The organism is Rhabdothermincola sp. (genome assembly GCF_036846205.1).
In the GTDB taxonomy this organism is placed as follows: Bacteria; Actinomycetota; Acidimicrobiia; order Acidimicrobiales; family Acidimicrobilacustridaceae; genus Rhabdothermincola.
Genome location: NZ_DAIUCK010000014.1, coordinates 1 through 19,424 on the forward strand (window position 1 = coordinate 1; position 19,424 = coordinate 19,424).

Annotated in this window: 16 protein-coding genes; 11 read left to right on the top strand and 5 right to left on the bottom strand. The window is 69.4% G+C overall.

Features of this window, described 5'->3' with window-relative positions:
- The coding region (locus tag V7004_RS03475; protein WP_334142215.1) for a Calx-beta domain-containing protein at window positions 1–1,448 on the top strand (1,448 nt) is incomplete at its 5' end.
- Window positions 1,449–1,510: 62 nt separating this feature from the next.
- Here V7004_RS03475 and V7004_RS03480 read toward each other — a convergent pair.
- The gene (locus V7004_RS03480; RefSeq protein WP_334142217.1) at window positions 1,511–2,683 is read right to left on the bottom strand and encodes a lysylphosphatidylglycerol synthase transmembrane domain-containing protein; all 1,173 of its coding nucleotides are present in this window, start codon (window positions 2,681–2,683) and stop codon (window positions 1,511–1,513) included.
- 49 nt (window positions 2,684–2,732) lie between these two features.
- On the bottom strand, window positions 2,733–3,557 hold the full coding sequence (locus V7004_RS03485; RefSeq protein ID WP_334142219.1) for a PIG-L deacetylase family protein: 825 nt from the start codon (window positions 3,555–3,557) through the stop codon (window positions 2,733–2,735).
- Window positions 3,558–3,678: 121 nt separating this feature from the next.
- Between V7004_RS03485 and V7004_RS03490 the strand changes: the two genes are divergently transcribed.
- A complete protein-coding gene (locus V7004_RS03490; protein WP_334142221.1) occupies window positions 3,679–4,878 on the top strand; it encodes a glycosyltransferase family 4 protein in 1,200 nt (399 codons plus the stop codon).
- Here the strand turns inward: V7004_RS03490 and V7004_RS03495 are convergent.
- From V7004_RS03495 to tesB, 3 genes are read right to left on the bottom strand one after another with little or no spacing between them, the layout of a single operon-like run.
- Window positions 4,803–5,717: a phosphatase PAP2 family protein gene (locus V7004_RS03495; RefSeq protein WP_334142223.1), complete on the bottom strand. Its 915-nt coding sequence runs from the start codon at window positions 5,715–5,717 to the stop codon at window positions 4,803–4,805. The two genes, V7004_RS03490 and V7004_RS03495, sit on opposite strands and share 76 nt — an antisense overlap.
- 33 nt (window positions 5,718–5,750) lie before the next feature.
- Entirely contained in the window at window positions 5,751–6,983 is a 1,233-nt protein-coding gene (locus V7004_RS03500) for a PQQ-dependent sugar dehydrogenase (protein WP_334142225.1), read from the bottom strand.
- A complete protein-coding gene (gene tesB / locus V7004_RS03505) occupies window positions 6,980–7,837 on the bottom strand; it encodes an acyl-CoA thioesterase II (protein ID WP_334142227.1) in 858 nt (285 codons plus the stop codon). Before tesB ends, V7004_RS03500 begins: the two co-directional genes overlap by 4 nt.
- Window positions 7,838–7,933: 96 nt before the next feature.
- Between tesB and pstC the strand changes: the two genes are divergently transcribed.
- The 9 genes from pstC to V7004_RS03550 form a co-directional block, all read left to right on the top strand.
- A complete protein-coding gene (gene pstC / locus V7004_RS03510) occupies window positions 7,934–8,899 on the top strand; it encodes a phosphate ABC transporter permease subunit PstC (protein ID WP_334142229.1) in 966 nt (321 codons plus the stop codon).
- Entirely contained in the window at window positions 8,896–10,098 is a 1,203-nt protein-coding gene (gene pstA, locus V7004_RS03515; protein ID WP_334142231.1) for a phosphate ABC transporter permease PstA, read from the top strand. The genes pstC and pstA overlap by 4 nt, the downstream gene beginning before the upstream one ends.
- A 71-nt stretch (window positions 10,099–10,169) precedes the next feature.
- Window positions 10,170–10,961 carry a phosphate ABC transporter ATP-binding protein gene (locus V7004_RS03520; RefSeq protein WP_442968002.1) on the top strand — a complete coding sequence of 264 codons (792 nt, stop codon included), beginning with the start codon at window positions 10,170–10,172 and terminating at the stop codon, window positions 10,959–10,961.
- Window positions 10,962–10,966: 5 nt separating this feature from the next.
- Window positions 10,967–12,523: a substrate-binding domain-containing protein gene (locus tag V7004_RS03525; RefSeq protein ID WP_334142235.1), complete on the top strand. Its 1,557-nt coding sequence runs from the start codon at window positions 10,967–10,969 to the stop codon at window positions 12,521–12,523.
- Between the two features lie 32 nt (window positions 12,524–12,555).
- Window positions 12,556–14,118, top strand: a complete 1,563-nt coding sequence (locus V7004_RS03530; RefSeq protein WP_334142237.1) for a serine hydrolase — start codon at window positions 12,556–12,558, stop codon at window positions 14,116–14,118.
- 213 nt (window positions 14,119–14,331) lie between these two features.
- Window positions 14,332–15,792 (top strand): substrate-binding domain-containing protein, encoded by a 1,461-nt coding sequence (locus tag V7004_RS03535; RefSeq protein ID WP_334142239.1) that lies wholly within the window; start codon window positions 14,332–14,334, stop codon window positions 15,790–15,792.
- Window positions 15,793–15,913: 121 nt separating this feature from the next.
- On the top strand, window positions 15,914–17,266 hold the full coding sequence (locus V7004_RS03540; protein WP_334142241.1) for a Calx-beta domain-containing protein: 1,353 nt from the start codon (window positions 15,914–15,916) through the stop codon (window positions 17,264–17,266).
- Window positions 17,267–17,513: 247 nt separating this feature from the next.
- Window positions 17,514–18,293, top strand: coding sequence for a hypothetical protein (locus V7004_RS03545; RefSeq protein ID WP_334142243.1), 780 nt, complete (start codon window positions 17,514–17,516; stop codon window positions 18,291–18,293).
- A 145-nt stretch (window positions 18,294–18,438) separates the two neighbouring features.
- Window positions 18,439–19,424, top strand: a 986-nt coding sequence (locus V7004_RS03550) for a fibronectin type III domain-containing protein (protein WP_334142245.1), incomplete at its 3' end; no start/stop codon positions are given.

Below are 19,424 nucleotides of genomic sequence, written 5' to 3' on the forward strand. Positions count from 1 at the left end.
ATCCTGGTGGGGGCCCGGCGGTGTCGGTGGGGGATGTGGCGGTCGTGGAGGGTGACAGCGCCCGTAGTGTGACCGCGACGAACAACGTGGCGGTGCCGGTGGTGTTGTCGGCGCCGGCGGCGAGCCCGGTGAGTGTGAGCGTTGCGGTGGCGGCGGGGTCGGCGACCGCGGGGGTTGATTTCAAGAAGGCGTACACCACCACGGTGGTGTTCAAGCCGGGGCAGACCACCAAGACGGTGAAGGTCGGGGTGCTGCCCGACACGGTGGTGGAGGCCGACGAGACGGTCACGGTGGCGTTGTCCTCGCCGGTGGGGGCCAGCCTGGGTCGTGCCGCGGGCACCGCGACCATCGTCAACGACGACGCCACCACACCCGCCGGCACCGAGACCCTCTGGGCCTGGGGCCGGAACAACTATGGCCAGCTCGGCCTGGGTGACACCACCGACCGGGGCGCCCCCACCCAGATGGGCAGCGACGGCGACTGGGCCACCGTCGCCGCCGGCGAAGACCACACGGTGGCGATCAAGACGGATGGCACCTTGTGGGCCTGGGGTCGGAACGGCGGCCGGCTCGGCTTGGGTGACACCACCGAGCGGAACGTGCCCACCCAGGTGGGCAGCGACAGCGACTGGGCCGCCGTCTCCGCCGGCAGCGGTCACACGATCGCGGTCAAGACCGACGGCACCCTGTGGGCCTGGGGTTCGAACGCGTCCGGCCAGCTCGGGCTGGGTGACACCACTGCCCGGCTCACCCCCACCCAGGTGGGCAGCGACAGCGACTGGGCCGCCGTCTCTGCCGGCAACAGCCACACGGTCGTGGTCAAGACGGACGGGACCTTGTGGGCCTGGGGTGCGAACTGGAACGGCCAGCTCGGCCAGGGTGACACCACTGCCCGGTTCACCCCCACCCAGGTGGGCAGCGACGCCGACTGGGCCGCCGTCTCTGCCGGCAGCGGTCACACGATCGCGGTCAAGACCGACGGCACCCTGTGGGCCTGGGGTGCGAACTGGTATGGCCAGCTCGGGCTGGGCGACTTCTCCAGCCGGTTCAGCCCCACCCAGGTGGGCAGCGACAGCGACTGGTCCACCGCTATCGCTGGCGGCTTCCACACGATGGCGGTCAAGACCGACGGCACCCTGTGGACCTCGGGCTGGAACCCGTGGGGCCAGCTCGGGCTGGGAGACAACACCGACCGGCTCACACTCACCCAGGTGGGCGGCGACAGCGACTGGGCCGCTGTCACCGCCGGCGGCTTCCACACGGTGGCGGTCAAGACGGATGGCACCCTGTGGGCCTGGGGCTGGAACGGGTGGGGCCAGCTCGGCCTGGGTGACACCATCAACCGGCTCAGCCCCACCCAGGTGGGCAGCGACAGCGACTGGGCCTCCGCCATCGCCGGCGGCTACCACACGGTGGCGATCAAGGCCCCACCACCCTCGAGCACCTGAACAACCCTTCCACCGCCGACTGGGTCGGTCAGGGAGCGCGTCGCCTCGACTCGCCGCGCTGGTCACTCGGGTCGCGGGAGCCGTTCGGGGTCACCCCCCGGCGGGCAGGCCGGCGCAACCGTGGGCGAGGAGCGCCGTGCCTGCTCGGAGAGCACCGGGCGGCGCCACGTCGCCTTCATCGCCCACAGCGCCCAGCCCACGGCTCCGAGAGGGATTTCCAGGAGGTAGGTGAAGGCCCGGAAGAGGAACACCGCCGCCGCCGAGCCCGCTGGTGGTCCCCCGAAGGCGATGAGCGCCGCCACCGTGCCGGCCTCGACGAACCCGACCCCGCTCGGGGTGATGGCGATGGTGGTGAGCAGGTTGGCGAAGGTGAAGGCGGCCAGCACCTCGATCCAGCCCAGCTCGTTGGTGCTCCCCCCGCACGCCCGTACGCAGGCCAGCAGGAGGAGGTACTGGCCCAGGGTGTAGACGAGCATCCACACCGTGAGGCGCTTCCAGCAGGCTCGCAGCAGCCCGATGCTCTGGTGGCGGAAGTCGACCACTGCGGCGCGCAGATCACGTTGTGGGCGGCGTACCAGCCGGGTGACCAGGGAGCCGGCCCGGTCGACGATGGCACCGACGCGCGACGCCAGCTCGTCGCTACGAAGTACCAGCGCGAACCCGGCGATGCCTACGGCCAGCGCGGCCAGGCCGACGAGGGTCGGCACGACGAGCCCGCCGGTGGTCTGACCGTCGAGCACGAGCAGGAGCAGCGCCGCGACAGGCAGCCCCAGCTTGGTGAAGACGTTCCAGACGCCGGTCACGAGGATCGACCGGGTGATGGCACTCGGCGGGAAGCCCCACGACATCCCCATCGCATAGGTTGCGCCCACCCCCGCCGCGCCGCCGAAGGGCACCACGTTGGAGACCGCGCTACCCCCGAAGTTCAGCACCAGTGCCTGGCTGCGGTGGAGGCCAGGGAGCGCGGCGACCAGGACGCCGGTGTAGGTCCACATCACCAGGAACCACAGGATGGTCAGTCCGGCGATCGTGCGACCATCGAGCTGGGAGAACTGCGACCAGATCTCCGAGTAGTGAGTCTCGCTGATGGCGGGGATGGCGAACGCGAAGATCGCCACCACGGCGGCGAGCGACACCCCCAGCTCGGCGGTTCGCCGCAGGGGACTCTTGGCCGCCAGCTCGTGCTCGACCAGCTCCGCCGGGACCTTGAGGGCCTCCAGGCCCTCAGCGGTCATCTCACTCTCGTCGGGGAGCTCAGCCATGCGACCAGGTACGGACGGTCCGTCAGCGTTCGCCCTGCCTGCCCGGCGCGAGCGCGAACAGGTCATGAGCCTCGGCCCCCGGGCGGGCGCGGTCGATGAACCATTCCGTGCTGAACGCCGCCGCGAACAGCTCGTCGGGCAGCGAGAGGAAGACCTGCAGGGTTCGTACCGTGCTGGTGGCGGCGGTCGTCTGGCTCACGTGGGCCTCCATGGAGGCGCGCTTGTGGTCGAGGTAGTCGCTGACGTCGATCGTGTGGGTGATCTCCTCCGGGGCTGCGTACCAGCGTGAGAGATCGGGCGGCGCCATCTCGGGGGGGAGCTCGAAGCCCATCGTCGGGGCGAGCTGCGTGGCGAGTTGCAGCAACTCGCGGTTGATGGTGGCTTCGAGCACGGACGGCGTGGCCGCCAGTTCGGCGGCGAGTCGCCCCACCTGGTGCACCCGCACGTGGTCGGGGTGCCCGTAGCCGCCGTTGGGGTCGTAGGTGGTGAGGACGTCGGCGCGCTCCTCACGCAGGATGCACGCCAGGCGCTCGGCGGCCTCGTCGAGCTCGGCGGCCACGAAGCTCCCCGGCCCGCGGTCGCCGTCCAAGCCGGAATCCCGGTAGCCGAGGAACTCGAGCCGATGAACACCCAGGGCGGCGGCCGAGGATTCGGTCTCACGCCGCCGCCGGGAGGCCAGGGATTCGCCCGGGTCGAGGAAGTCGGGACCGACCTCACCCGCCGCGCCGTCCGTGGCCACCACCAGCACCACCCGATGGCCCTCGGCCACGGCTTTGGCCATCGCCCCCGCGGTCAGCAGCGCCTCGTCGTCGGGGTGGGCGTGGAAGGCGACCAGGGTGCCCGGCATCCCACCAGCATGCATCACGGCGCCGCCGTGTGGCGCGAGTCTGTTCGGGTCCATCAGGGTGCCCGACCGGGTCCGCATCTGCACGACTACGATCTGATCGTCCCGGCCCCGGAGGTCGCCTGTGTCGCTCCCACCATCCACGCCCGGCGCGCTCGCATCCCCGGACGCGCCGCTGCGGGTGGGCCTGGTCACCGACTGCTACCTGCCCCAGATCGGTGGCATCGAGATGCAGGTGCACGACCTGGCTCGGCACTTGCAGCGGGCTGGGCACGAGGTGCTCGTGATCACCCCGACGGACGGGCCTTCCGAGGTCGACGGCGTGCCGGTCCACCGGCTCGACGTCCCGCTGCTGCCGTTCAGCATCCCGTTCACCCCCAGGACTTTCCGCCTGGTGTCGGGCCTGCTGCGCCAGGAGCGGATCGATGTCGCCCACTTCCATGGGGGCATCGTGTCGCCGCTGGCGTACCTCGCGGCCGCGTCGGCACAGGCTCGCGGCATCCCGACGGTGGTCACCACGCACTGCCTGTGGAGCTACGCCACGCCGGTGTTCGCCCTCCTCGACCGGGCGTTCCGGTGGTCGGAGTGGGATGCCGTGCTCTCCGCCGTGAGCGACGTGGCGGCAGCTCCCATCCGCCGTATCGCGGGCGATGGCAGGGACGTGCTGGTGCTCCCCAACGGGATCGACAACCGATCCTGGCAGGTCGAACCGATCGAGACCGACCCGCGAACGGTGACTCTGGTGTCGGTCATGCGGCTGGCGCCGCGGAAGCGGCCACTGCAGCTGCTCAAGATGGTCCGCAAGGTCCGTGACCGGGCCCCCGACGTCAGGTTGCGGCTGTTGGTCATCGGCGACGGGCCCGAGCGGCCCTCACTCGAGCGCTACATCCGAGCGCAGGGCCTCGGCGACGTGGTGGAGCTGGTGGGCCGGCTTTCCCGCGAGGAGATCCGGCGCGTGTACGCCACCGCTGACGTGTTCGTCGCCCCGGCCAACCTGGAGTCGTTCGGGATCGCGGCACTCGAGGCTCGTTGCGCAGGTGTGCCCGTGGTGGCCAAGGCTCGTACCGGCATCCGGGAGTTCGTGGAGCACGGCCGGGAGGGGCTGCTCGCTCAGTCCGACCGGGACATGGTCGACCAGCTCGTGCGGATCGTACGCGACCGGGAGCTGCGGCTGCTCATCGCGAAGAACAACCGGGAGACCCTCGCCCCGGTTGACTGGGAGGACGTCGTGGAGATGAACGTCGCCGCCTACCGGTCGGCGATCGCCGGGTTCACGAGACGCCCCTTCCGCCCGGCGCGGGTGACCAACCGGGCCACGCCGTAGCCGATGGCGAAGATCACCGCGCCACCCACCGCGTCGAGGAAGTAGTGGTTCCCGGTCGCGATCACGACGAAGGTGGTCGTGATCGGGTAGAGGACGGCGAGGGTGCGCATCCACCACGTGCGCACCCGGGGGAGCAGCGCCCCCATACCCCAGACGGCCCATCCGCAGTGGAGGCTGGGCATGGCCGCGAACTGGTTCGAGATCTTCTGCATCGCCGGTGACTCGAACGACCAGAACGTGGGGTACTTCACCAGGGTGTCGACGTATCCGAACACCTGTCCGCCACCCATGACGTCGAGCAGCCGGGGCGGCATGAGCGGGAAGGTGGCGAACCCGACGAGGCCCAGCATGGTGCCGATGGCCAGCGTGTTGCGCAGCAGGGGGTAATCGTCGGGGAACCGGCGGTAGAGCCACACGAGGATCACGATCGACACCCCGATGTAGGCCGACCCGTAGAAGTAGTTGCTGGCGACGATGAGCGCGGTCCAGTTGAGTGCCCAGTCCTGGATGGCTTTCTCGTGGTAGATGCTGAGCGCCTGTTGCCAGTCGATGATCCGCAGCGCGTTCCGGTACGCGGTGGAGGGTTTCCCCTCGGAGAGGTTGCGGATCGACTCGTAGACGACGTACAGCGTGGCGACGATCAGCAGCTCTCGCCACCAGTACAGGGTCGATCCGTCGCGCAGGCGGGTGCCGCGCCGTCGCCGCGGCGGGACCTGTTGCTCATCTCGAGTGTGGTCGGGATCATCACCCCCGGGGGCGCGGTGGGCGGCGCCGTGCGGATCCGGGTGAGCTCGCTCGGTGGCCCGATCTGCCCGTGCTGCGGTGTCCTCTGGCCCCATACCGTCCCCCGGTGCGGGAGGTTCCTCCGTCGGTCACGCTGGCTCGATCCGGTACACGGTACCGGCCGTGGACAGCACGTAGAGCTCGCCGGCCCGGTCCTCCCCGAACGACGACATCGAGCGTGGCGCGACCGAGACCCCGAGACTGCGCTCGTCGAGGACGTTCCCGCCAGACGCCAGCAAGCCTCGCACCACGGCGCGGCAGTAATCGCCGAACACGTACGCCCCCACCAGATCAGGGATCGAGGTGCCCCGGTAGACGTAGCCCCCGGTGATCGAGCAGCTCCCGTCGCCGTGGTCGTACTCGAAGATGGGATCGACCAGGCCGTCGGGAGGATCGCCGCGGAAGGTGTGGGTCCCCTCCTTGAACGCCCAACCCAGGTTGGCGCCCTTGCCCGCCCCCCTAGCGGCGGGCAACCAGTCGATCTCTTCGATCTCGTTCTGACCGACGTCGGCCACCCAGAGGTCGCCGGTCTCGCGGTCGAAGCTGAACCGCCACGGGTTCCGCACGCCGTACAGCCAGATCTCCGGCCGTCCACCCCCGGCAGCGAAGGGGTTGTCGGCGGGGATGCGGTAGGGCTGGGCGGCGTCGGGCGTGGGGTCGATCCGGAGGATCTTGCCGAGAAGGCTGTCGAGGTTCTGCCCGTTGTCCTGCGGGTCACCGGCGCCGCCACCGTCGCCCATGCCGATGTAGAGGTAGCCGTCCGGACCGAAGGCCAGCTGGCCTCCGTTGTGGTTGCGGTTCGGTTGCGGGATGCGCAGCAGCTCCTTCGCCCTCGAGGTGTCGGCTCGCTCGCCGGACATCGGGTAGGCGACGATGTGGGTCGAGTCGTCGTTCGCGTCCGTGTAGTCGACGTACAGCGTGGACCCGTCGGGGGAGAAGGCCAGGCCGAGCAGCCCCTGCTCGCCGCGGGCTCGAGTCTCGTCGCTCAGGTCGAGGACCGGCGTGCGGTCGACCTCGTAGTGAACCGCATCGTCGCGGCGGGTCACCCGGATGCGGCGTACGACGCCACCCTGTTCCGCCACGTAGAGATCATCCGAGCCGGGACGTGTCGCCATGGCCACCGGCGTGTCGACCTCCGCCACGGGCTGGAGGCGGATGCGTACGCCCTCGAGGCCGCTCTCCCCGCCAGATGGTGCCGCTCCCGCCGTGCTTCCTGGGAGCTCGCGGGTGGCCGGTGGGGCGGCGCCGTCGCCGCCCGAGCAGCCTGCCGCGAGCAGGGTCAGCGCGGCGAGGGCAGCGAGAGTGGAACGAGTGAGCCTCACCTGCGCATCACCCGGATCAGTCCTTCCTGCACCACCGACACGGCGAGGACACCATCACGGGTGTAGATCGAGCCGCGAGCCAGCCCCCGACCGCCGGAGGCCGATGGCGTGTCCTGCGCGTACAGCAGCCAGTCGTCGGCCCGGAACGGTCGGTGGAACCACATCGCGTGGTCGAGGCTAGCCATGAAGATCTCGTCGTCGAGCGCGCCCACCGCGTGGGGGAGCAGGGAGGTGTCGAGGAGGGTCATGTCGCTGGCATAGGTGACCACGCAGGCGTGCAGCACCGGATCGTCGGGCAGCACGCCGTCTGCTCGGAGCCAAACCCGCTGGTAGGGGGGCAGCGGACGAGTCCGGTCCGCTGGCTCCCAGTCGCAGTTGCGGGTGTCGATCGGTCGGTCCCGGTGGTAGTCGTCGCCCATCAGCTCCGCCCACGCTGCCCAGCGCTGTTTGAAGTCGGGGAGGGATTCGGGATCGGGCAGATCGGTGGGCATGGGTGCCTGGTGGTCGAACCCCGCCTCGGCGACGTGGAACGACGCCTGCAGGTTGAAGATCGCCCGCCCGTGCTGGATGGCGACCACCCGGCGGGTGGCGAACGACCGACCGTCCCGGATCCGGTCGACGTCGTAGAGGATCGGGATCGACGGGTCACCGGGGCGAAGGAAGTAGGCGTGGAGGGAGTGCACCGTTCGGAGCGGGTCCACCGTGCGGGCCGCGGCCACCAGGGCTTGGCCTGCGACCTGCCCGCCGAAGACCCGTTGGCGGGCCACCGCCGGACTGCGCCCGCGGAAGATGTTGACCTCGATCGATTCGAGGTCGAGCAGGCGGATGAGGTCATCGACGGCTTCCTGTCCCATGGGCGCTGATCATTCCACGGCCTGACACCCGCGGTTCACCGTCGCATCGGTCTTCGTTCACCACGGATTCGACTGGGGATGGTTGGGTAGCCGGCCATGGGTGTCGAGCGCGTTCCCCGCGTGGTCCGTGACGTCCCGAGCCGGGCCGACCGGCGCTTCGATCATCTGACCATGGCCGCCGGTCTGTCGGTGCTGGTGCTTCTGAGCCTGGTCGGGGTGTTCCTCCTGCTGCAGAGCCGTGAGGCCATCGAGATCACCGGTCCGTGGCAGTTCCTCACCCGGGAGGAGTGGCGCACCGACGTGCAGCCGCCCCGGATCGGGGTGCTGGGCCTGTTGTGCGGCACGGTGCTCGTGGCGCTGGTGGCGGTCAGCTTCGCGATCCCCCTGGGGGTGCTCTGCGCGCTGTTCATCACCGAGTACTCCACGGCGAAGACCCGCAAGTGGTTGACCGCGACGGTCGACCTCCTCGCGGCAGTCCCCAGCCTGCTCTTCGGTCTGTGGGGGTTCCTGTACCTGACCGACAAGATCGTCCCGGTCTCGCGCTGGCTGACCGACCACCTGGGGTTCATCCCGATCTTCGCCACCGACGAGGGATCGAACCTGACCGGATCGATCTTCATCGCCGGGATCGTGGTCTCGCTCATGGTGCTGCCGATCGTGACCTCCGTGGTCCGGGAGGTCTTCGCTCAGACTCCCCCGGGAGAGAAGGAGGCGGCCCTCGCGTTGGGGAGCACCCGCTGGGGCATGATCCGCACCGTCGTGCTGCCCTACGGGCGCGGGGGGATCGTCGGCGGGTCGATGTTGGGCCTGGGTCGGGCGCTCGGCGAGACGATCGCGGTGGCGATCATCCTCCCCGGCGTGCCGGTGGTTTCCTGGAAGATCCTGCAGAACGGCGGAGCGACGGTGTCGGGGTTCATCGCCAATCGAGCCGGCGCGGACGAGTTCACCGTCTCGGGGCTCATGGCCGCAGGCCTGGTCCTCTTCGTGATCACCCTCGCCACGAACATGGTCGCGTCGGTGGTGGTGGCTCGAAGCCGCTCAGGGGTCGGGGTGGAGCTGTGAGTGTGCTGACGACGCCTCGTACCGACCCCGGGCAGCGGCCCGGCAGCGGCCCGGTCCGCCCCGGCACGGTGAGCGCGCCATCGTTCCACCGCCGCCGGCCGCGGGAGCGCACGGCCACCGACGTGGTGACCCTGGTGGGCTCGCTGATCAGCGCCTACTGCGTCAACTGGCTGATCTTCGAGCGGATCCTGAGCGGCGTCGACCTGTTCGGGTTCGTCGTGTGCACGTACCTGACGTTCCTGGTGATCTTCGGGGTGGTCACCGCCGATCGCCTCGGACGGCTCGTGGCCACCGACCGCGTGGTCACCTTGCTCGTGGTGACCGGGGCCCTGGTGGTGCTCGTGCCGCTCGTCGTGCTGATCGGCTACATCGTGGTCGAGGGGCTCAGGGCGTTGCGCCCGAACTTCTTCGTCGAGGACCAGCAAGGGATCACCCCGCTCATGCCGGCGACGGCCGGTGGTGGGTCGCACGCCATCGTGGGCACCGTCGAGCAGGTCGGCTTGGCGTTGCTGTGGTCGCTGCCGCTCGGCATCGCGGCAGCGGTGTTCCTGAACGAGTCCCGCAGCCGCTGGCGGCGACCGGTGCGGGTCTTCGTCGACGCCATGAGTGGGCTTCCCTCGATCGTCGCCGGCCTGTTCATCTTCGCGGTGCTGATCCTGCCCTACGCCCAGAGCAACAACCCACTGTTCGGCTACAACGGCTTCATGGCCAGCCTGGCGCTGGCGATCACCATGCTGCCGACCATCACCCGCACCGTGGAGGTGGTGCTCCGGCTCGTGCCCGACGGCTTGCGCGAGGCGAGCCTGGCTCTCGGCGCGTCACGAGCGAGAACGGTCTGGTCGGTCGTGTTCCCCACCGCCCGGACGGGTATGACGACCGCTGTCGTGCTGGGCATCGCCAGGGCCGTGGGTGAGACCGCGCCGTTGCTGTTCACCGCCTTCGGCTACGACCTGATGAACAGCAACCCCTTCCGCGGGCCGCAGGAGAGCCTGCCGCTGTTCGTGTACCGCAACATCCGTAAGCCTGACGAGGCGGCGATCGCCCGAGGCTTCGCGGGGGCGCTGGTGCTCATGACCATCGTGCTCGGCCTCTTCGCCATCGCCCGTTTTGTCGGCCGAGATCGCTCTCGACGCCAGGCCCGGGCGGCGTCCATGCCACGTTCGACCGCAAGCTCATCAGCAAGGAGCTCGACCCCGTGACTGAGACGACCCTCGCTCGTCCCCTATCGAGACGGCCGACTTCACGTGCCCGCCAGGAATCGCCGGTCACTTTGGTGGGCGGGCCTCCGCCCGGGCCGGCCGAGCTCGAGGCTCGTGACGCCTGTGCCTGGTTCGGTGACCACCTCGTGCTCGAGGGGGTCAACCTTCGGATGAGAGCCGGTGAGGTGACCGCGCTGATCGGACCGTCCGGCTGTGGGAAGTCGACGTTCCTGCGTCTCTTGAACCGCATGCACGAGCTCGTCCCGGGATCGGCGCTGGCCGGCGAGATCCTGCTCGACGGCGAGGACATCTACGCCCCGGGCCGCCGGGCACAAGAGGTGCGCATGCGGATCGGCATGGTCTTCCAGAAACCCAACCCCTTCCCCGCCATGACGATCAGGGAGAACGTGTTGTCCGGTCTCAAGCTGGCGCGCATCCGCTGCGACGACAAGGAACGCCTCGTCGAGGAGTCACTCGAGCGCGCCGGGCTCTGGCGAGAAGTGAAGGACCGCCTGGACCGTCCTGGTGGCGCACTGTCCGGCGGGCAGCAGCAGCGGCTGTGCATCGCCCGTTCGCTGGCGGTGCACCCCAACGTGCTGCTGATGGACGAGCCGTGCTCGGCACTCGACCCGACCTCGACCCGCCGGATCGAAGACACCATCGCCGAGCTGCGGGGGCAGGTCACGGTCGTCATCGTGACCCACAACATGCAGCAGGCCCACCGGGTGTCGGATCACACGGCCTTCTTCCTCGCGGAGGAGAACCAGCCTGGTCAGGTCATCGAGCAGGGACCCACGGCGAAGATCTTCTCCACTCCCGACGATCCTCGGACGCTCGATTACGTGCAGGGGAGGTTCGGTTGAGGGCGGTGGTACGCCGCAGCCTGCGTCCGCACCGCGCCCTGCGGTGGGGGTTGGTGGTCCTCCTCGCGGCGATGCTCGCCGCTGCACCGCCGCACCGGGCTTCGCAGGCCGCTCCGGCGCCGATCAACGGCTCGGGCTCGAGCTACGTCGCGCTGGCGATGCAGCAGTGGGTCGCTGATGCCCAGACCAGAGGCCTGCGGGTCAACTACCTGCCGACCGGTTCCCCTCAGGGGTTGATGTCGTTCGCGCAGAACCTGGTCGACTTCGCGGCCACCGAAGCCGAATTCTCGGCCCTGCAGTCGGGGACCGACCCCCCGAGGGGTTACCAGTACGTGCCCAGCACCGCCGGCGCAGTGGCCATCATGTACAACGTCCAGGACAAAGCGGGCCGCAAGGTCGACTACCTCCAGCTCTCGAGGCGCACCGTGGCGCGCATCTTCACCGGGGACATCTCCCGCTGGAACGACCCGGCGATCACCGCTGACAACAAAGGTCTCGAGCTGCCCGATCAGCCCATCACGGTCGTCTACCGGGGCGGGCAATCGGGGACCACCGCGCTGTTCTACGACTTCGTGGCCAACGTCGCGCCCGACGTCTTCGGCCCGTGGGCGGCCCGGAACCAGTTCCCCACCGACGTACGGATCATCCAGCTCGACAGCTCGCCGAACTTCGCTCCCAGGACCCAGGCCTTCGGAGGCTCCGACCAGATCGCGCAGTTCATCGCCAGCCCCGGTGGGCTCTGGAGCATCGGCTACGACGAGTTCGGCTACTCGAAGGTCTACAACGCGCCCTCCGCCTACATCGAGAACGGCGCCGGCAAATGGGTGCTGCCCTTCGCCCGGAACATCTCCGCTGCCCTCGAGTCGGCCAGGTTGCGGCCCGACCTCAGCCAGGAGCTCTCCGGCGTCTACAACAGCACGAACCCGGAGGCCTACCCGATCTCCGCCTACAGCTACATCGTGACCCAGTGTGCGCCGGCGGCGGACCGCCCGACCTGCAAGGGCCCCTACGTCAATGGTGGGGTGGCCGAGACTCTGACCCAGTGGCTGCGCTACATCGCCTGCGAGGGCCAGATCGCCATGGCCGACATCGGCTACTCACCCCTTCCACCGAATCTCTCCCAGGAAGTGGCGAACTCGATCGCCCGGATGAACGGCACCGCACCCGAGACGCTCACGGCCGACAACTGCCCCAACCCGAGGTTCCGGGGTGACACGGGACCCGCGTCCCCACCGCCACCTCTGGACGCCGTCGACCCCGCCGGTCTCGGGGGTGGCGGTAGCAGCGCTGCCACCGCCAGCAGGTCGGCGGGAGCTGCCGGCGGCGGCACCGGATCCGACGCTGGGGGTGGAACAGAGGCGGCCATGGGGGCAGCAGGCCGCACCGGTTCGGTGCTGTCGGCCGGGGGAGGTAGCCGGGATTGGCGGGCGGTGGCGCCGGTCGTCTACGACCGTGTCGCCCCCGCGCTACCGGTCGCACTCCCGCTCATGACCCTGGTGGCGCTGTTGGTGCTCCCACCCGTGTTCATGGGGCACCGACGTCGGGGTGCTTCCCGCCCATGACCCGTCGAGGTCCACGGCAACGACGCCGGTCGGTGGCGGTTCGATGGGCAGTCGTCGGACCGGTGTTGCTGGTGGCTTCGCTACTCGCCTCGGGTTGCGGTGGTTCCGGGCAGTCCCTGCCGCCGGTTCACGGCGCCCCGGAGGACGCGTCGTTGTGGCAGGTGCCCACCGACGGTGTCCAGAAGGCGATCGATGCCCTCCCGGGGATGGCTCAGCGGGCGATCGAGGAGCTGGGTGTCCCCGGCATGGCGATCGCGGTGGTGCACGACGATCAGCTGGTCTTCGCGGAGGGGTTCGGGGTTCGCCGACTCGGCGATGATCAGCAGATTGACCCAGACACGGTCTTCCCCGTGGCAGATCTCTCGGTGCCCGTGGCCGCGACGGTGGTGGCTCGAGCCGTCGAGCAGGGAGGGGTGCGCTGGACGGACCCCGTTCGGAGCTACCTCCCGGAGTTCTCGCTCGCCGAGCCCGTCGCTTCGAACGCCACCACCATCGAAGACCTCTTCGCGCAGCGATCGGGGCTACCCGACCAGGCCGGTGTGCTCTTCGCCGACCTCGGCTACTCCGACGAGCAGGTCATCGAGATGCTGCATGCGTTCCCGCTCCGCCCGTTCCGCACCAGCTACCACTACACCGAGGTCGGTGTGCTCGCGGCTGAAGCCGCTGTCGCCCGAGCGAAGAACGCGAGCTGGGCGGAGCTGTCCCGGCAACTGATGTTCGTGCCGGCAGGCATGACCCGGACATGGGTCGGTGAAGGACCACCCGATGGCAACCGGGCATCGCCCCATGCGCGAGCCGGCGACGGATTGGCCCCGAGTGACCGCGAGGCACGGCCAACCGAGCTGTGGACCACCGCCCGTGACCTGGCGCAGTGGATGCGGGTGATGCTGAGTGCTGGTCGCCTGGGCTCCGACGAGGTGCTCGACCCCGAGCAGGTGCAGAACCTGATCACCCCACGGATGACCACCAACGCGCCGACCTCGACGGCGGGTCGTGCCGGCTTGTACGGGCTCGGCGTCGGCATCACCGTCGACGAGGCAGGAAGGGTACGGCTGAGCCACTCCGGCGGATCGGCCGCAGGGGTCTCGGCGAGCGTGGCGATGTTGCCCGCCGAGCGAGTGGGCATCGCCGTGCTCACCAATGCCGAACCCACCGGTGCACCCGAGGCGATCGTGGCGGAGTTCCTCGAACGGGTCGAGACGGGGGGAGCGCGCCGTCCGTGGCTGGAGGTGTATCGGTCGGTCTTCAGCGGTGCTCGCGAACATCCGGGATCGTTGCCGGACGCACCTCCGATGGACGCCAGGCCGATGTCGCCGCTGGCCGCGTATACCGGCACCTACCACAACGACCTCTACGGTGACGCCCAGGTGGTCGAGCGCGACGGCCACCTCGTCTTACGCCTCGGTCCCCGCCAGAGGGAGTTCACGCTGGAGCCCTACGACGGGGACATCCTGGCCGTCGAAACACGCGGCGAGGCCGCGGCCGGTCGCCAGGCGGTGACCTTCACCGTGCCCCCTGGCCGGGCGGCGAGCTCGTTCTCGATGACCTATCTCGAGGTGGCCCCCGGGCTCGGCACCTTCACCCGGGTCGGGTGACCGGGTCTAGAGCGGGGCAGCAGTTCCAGCACCGGAAGGTCGCCATCGCTTCACTGGCCGTTTCCGCGACCGCACCCGTTCCGTTCAGATCGCCGTGCGATAACGGGTGCGCCGCGTGACCGAGCGCGGCAGTTGGAAACCCTTCGCTGAAAGGAAGCCAAGTCTGTGAAGCGCTCTCACATGCTCACGGGCGTTGCGGCCACCGTCGCCTGCGTGACCCTCGGCAGTAGCCTGCTGGCCGGTGTCACCGGGGCAGGTGCCGCACCCCCTCCCGGCACGACGATCATCGCCGCCACCGGGTCGGACACCTCCGACGACCTCATGGAGGCCTACCTGTTCAATCCGGACCCGAACGGGCCGGGGGACAACGGCCGCTACAACATCCGCGCCAAGTACGACGGCACGACCACCGAGTTCGTGCCAGGCGACTCGTTCTGCGCGGACCGCACCTACGGCAGCTCCATCCCGCTTCCGCCGGGCGTGACTCTGGCACCGAACGGGTCGACCGCGGGCCGCAACGCCCTGCGCGACACCCTCAGCATCCCCGGGTCGACCGGTTGCTACGACATCGCTCGGTCGTCCTCGACGCCGAGAGCTGTCGGGCCGAGCGGTGACCGAGCCACCTTCGAGTACTACGCCGTGGGGATCGACGGGCTGTCGTGGAGCGCGGCCAGCCTCAACGCACCGCACACCCTCACCCGGGCACAGCTCCAGGGCATCTACAACACCTGCCTCTACAACGACTGGAGCCAGGTGGGTGGTGCACCCGGAAAGATCCAACGCCTGCTCCCGCAGGCCGGGTCGGGGACCCGGGCGTTCTTCGAGAGCGACATCCTCGGAGCGGCCCCCCCGACCGGGGCATTGCCCGGTGTCGACGGGATCATGGGAACGGCCGATGATTGCCCCGCCATCGTCGACACCCAGTCCGACGGTTCGCCACTCAACGAACATGTCGGGGCCGAGGTCCCCATCGAGCACTACCAGACCGGAATCTTCCCGTACGGGTCGGGCCAGTGGATCTTCCAGGCGAACCTCTCGATCAACCCGACGCTCGACAAGCGCAACGGGTTCCGGATCGGCAACTTCACCGGGGTGAGCACCTTCACCGCGAGCACCACCACCGGTTCGGCGACCCTCTCGACGGCGACCACCAACCGGTTCACCAACGTGAACCTGGACGCCACGGTCACCGGCACGGGCATTCCGGCCGGGACCAAGATCGTGTCGATCTCGCCCGATGGCACGACTGCCACGATGTCGAACACCGCCACCGCGACGGGATCCACCTCGGTGACCGTCACGTCGCTGCCGGCAGTGGGTGCCCGCTGGATCACCGTCGCCCCCGGCGGTTGGCTACCGAACACGCCCAATCTGGCCAACCCACGCGCCCCGGTCTCGGAGACCCAGATCGGCATCAACAACCCGAACCGTTCGGTGTTCGGCATGCGCTACATCTTCAACGTGGTTGACACCACCTCCCCGAGCTACGCCGAGGCCCGGGCGTTGGTGGGCTTCGACAACATCCCGGGTGGGAGCAAGTCGCCGCTCTGTGACGGCTCTCAGGCCAACGTGATCCGCAACGCGGGCTTCGCCCCGCTGTCGGCCACCACGCCGTCGGGTGTCGACCCTGCCCGGAACCTCGCCAACTCGACCTGCCGGCGCTACACGCCCTGACCATCCCCAGGGTGTGCACGCTCTCGGGGGGCGGTGCCCCGCCCCCCGAGAGCACCACGCCCTGCTGCGTTCCGATCGCATCAGCCCAACACCCCAACGCTCCCAACAGGAGGAGATCCCCTTGTCGAACGCGCCCACCCGACGTCGATGGACGGCGATCGGTTGGTCGGTCCTGTTGGTGATCGCCGCCATGGCGATGATCCCCAACACCGCCCACGCCGATACCCCGTTCCCCCCGGCGAGCGGCTCAATGACGCTCTCGGTCACCACCGGGGGCCACACCTACACCTATCCGAACGGTGGCCCGGGTCCGACCATCCCGGTCGTGGACGGCCAGGAGCTCACCATCTCCGTGTCCAGCTCGAGCGTCAGCTTCTCGAGGCTCCGGGCCCGTCAGTGCAAGCAGTCAGCGACCGTGAACAACGGCATGGACTTCAACCCCCAGGTGTCGAACTACTGCAGTGCCGGCACCCTCGGCGCGGGATCACCGTCGGCCTACGTCGACTCGGGCCCGCGGGCGCCGGGTACCACGTCGATCTCGATCACCTTCCGGGTCGGTGAGGGCACCGCGCCCGACGTGGTCAGCGCGGTCGATGATGAGTTGCTGCCCGGGTTCGTGTGTGGACCGACGGGCGCCTGCAAGCTGGTGGTGAACGCCGAGGTCACCACCATCCCCGCCACCTCCAACTACCTGAGCTTCCCACTCCAGTTCGGCACGTCCTGTGGGGCCGCCGCCGGCAACACCGTGTCTGTCGGTGACGCCTCCGTGGTCGAGGGCGACGGCGGTGTGCGCAAGGTGAAGATCCCGGTGATCGCGAGCAACCCGTCGAGCTCGCCGTTCCAGGTCGACGCCACCGTCGTGCCGGGCACCGCCACGTATCCGGGTGACCTGGTCAAGGACCCGATGAAGGGCGGCTCGCCGGTCACCAAGCCGGTCGTGTTCAAGCCGCCTGCGAGTGGTGGCCTCACCTCGACCACCCGGTACGTGGTGGTGGCGGTGGCCGCGGACACCGTGGCAGAGGGCGACGAGACGTTCACCGTGGTGCTCTCGAACCCGACCGGGGGCTACACGCTCGGTCGGTCTGTCGGTACCGGCACCATCATCGACGACGACGGAGCGGCGAACGTCGGCCAGGTGGCCAGCGTGGCGCCGGCGGCGATGTGCGAGGGTGACAGCGCCCCCAAGGGCAACAACCTGCCGCTGTCCATCAGCCTCCGTTCGCCGTCCGTCACGCCCGTGCAGGTGACGGTCACCGTTCCCGCCGGTACGGCGACCAACGGGAGCGACTACAAGGCCATCACCAAGCCCAGGACCATCGTCTTCAGCCCGGGCCAGGTCCAGAAGCACCTGGCGGTCAACGTGACGGGCGAGCTGGTGTCCGAGCCGGACGAGACCGTGACCTTCACCGCGAGCTCGCCGGCCGGGCCGGTGGCGCCGTCGGTGGCGATCGGGACCATCCTCAACGACGACTGAGCCGTCGCCCTGCAGCGGAGCCTCCGGCTCCGCGCCGACAACTCAGAGGGGGCCGGAACACCGAGGTTCCGGCCCCCTCGGTCCGTTGGGGGGTGTCTGGTCGGCTGCGGAGTGACGTCCGGGTGTCGCACAGGTGGAGATCTGGCGAACTCTCGCGACGTCGCCGTCTGCCCGACCGCGACCCGCCGATCGTCTCGCTACCGTCCCCGCGTCGTCGGACGGGCGAACGGTTCGGGAGAAGGAGTCCATGCAGAAGCAGCCGTCACGCAAGGTCCTCCTGACCGCCGCCGCGTTGGTGGCGGCCCTGGTCGGTGGCGTCGCACTCGGCGCGGCGTTGTTCGCCCGGGACCGCTCGCCGCAGGAGACCACGGCCGGCGAGCGCACGGCCGATCGGCCGGCTGACCCGACCACCACCTCGATCCCCGCCGACGTCGATGCAGACCGACAGGCGGCATCCTCAAGAGCGTCCGGCCAGGTTGGGGCTCCAGGGGATCCCGCGGGCACGCCGGGCGATGCTGGCGCGCTGCCGGCGGTGCAGCCGGCGAACCAGCCGGTGTACGCCTACCAGGAGGCTGACGCGGGTCGGCGGAACACCGGGACCGTCCCGCCACCCACGCTGCCGGTCACGGTGAGAATGAGCAGCACCGACGGGCTCGTCGACGGGCAGCCGGTGACGATCCGGGTCGAAGCCAAGGAGCACTCGGAGATGTACGGCTTCGAAGCTCGGATCTGTCGCGCCGATGCCACCTTCCGAGGCCTGTACGACTTCTTCCCCACCGTGGCCGGGACGTGCGCAGCCGAACCGCTCTCACCCAACTCCGATGTCTACCTGCGGGTCCAGGGGGAATTCCCGTACCAGGCCGCCGAGGGAACGATCCGTGTGGGTATGGGCTCGAACACCTTCACCCTCGAAGACGGTCGTCGGGCGACCGTCAGCTGCGATCGGGAGCACCCGTGCAAGCTCGTGCTGATGATCCAGGTCCCGTACGGCTTCGGATTCCAGGAGTTCCCGATCTCGTACCGGTGAGCCCTGCTACCGGAGGTTCACCGCGAGTTCGCCCGGCCGTGGTTTCGGCGCTCGGTTCCGATCACCTGCACTGGCCACACTCTCGCACGACTCCGACGTTTCGACCGCTGCGCCGATGCGCGACCGCACCAACGGGAGATCCTCCATGTCTCGATCGGGCATCAACACGTTGATCCGCCGCGTTGCGGCCCTGGTCATGGCGGTGCTGGCCACGCTGGCCACCACCTCGGTGCCCGCGACCGCCGACTCGCCCTTCCCACCTGGCACGGGGGCGTTCACCCTCACGGTCACCGTGAACGGGACGACCTACACCTACGCCCCAACAGGAACGTTCCCGAACTCCACTGGTCCGACCATCACCGGCCTGAGCGACGGTGACCAGCTGACCATCGCCGTCGACGGCGGTACCAGCAGCAAGTTCTCGAGGCTCCGGGCTCGCCAGTGCCGGCCGAACCAGCCGGTGAACAACGTGACGGAGTTCAACCCCCAGATCACCAACTACTGCAGCGCGGCCACGCTCGGCTCGGGCTCACCCGCGGCCTACGTCGATTCGGGGCCGCTCCCGCCCGGCACCGGCCAGGTGCAGATCGCCTTCCGGGTCGGGGTGGGTACCGCACCCGACGTGGTGAGCGCGGTGGACGACGAGCTGATCCCCGGGTTCACCTGTGACGAGGCGAACGTGTGCCGGCTGGTGATCAACGCCGAAGTCACTTCCGGCAGCGGCTCGTCGAACCTGCTCAGCTTCCCGTTGCAGTTCGGCAATCCGGTCACGGTGCCGGGAAAACCCTCGGGTGTGTCCGCCGTCGCCGGGAGCGGCTCGGCAACGGTCTCCTGGAGCCCACCGGCCTCCGACGGCGGCGCGCCGATCACCTCCTACACCGTGCGGTCGTCTCTCGGCTCGCAGACCTGTACCTGGACGGCGGGGCCACTGAGCTGCACCGTCTCTGGTCTCACGAACGGGACGGCCTACACGTTCACGGTCCGGGCCACGAACTCGGTCGGGGATGGCCCGGAGTCCGATCCGTCGAATCCGGTCACGCCACAGGCTCCGATCACCGGTGCCCGGTTCTTCCCGTTGGATCCGGTGCGGATCCAGGACTCGCGGTCGGGTTCGCAGGTGGGGCAGTACGG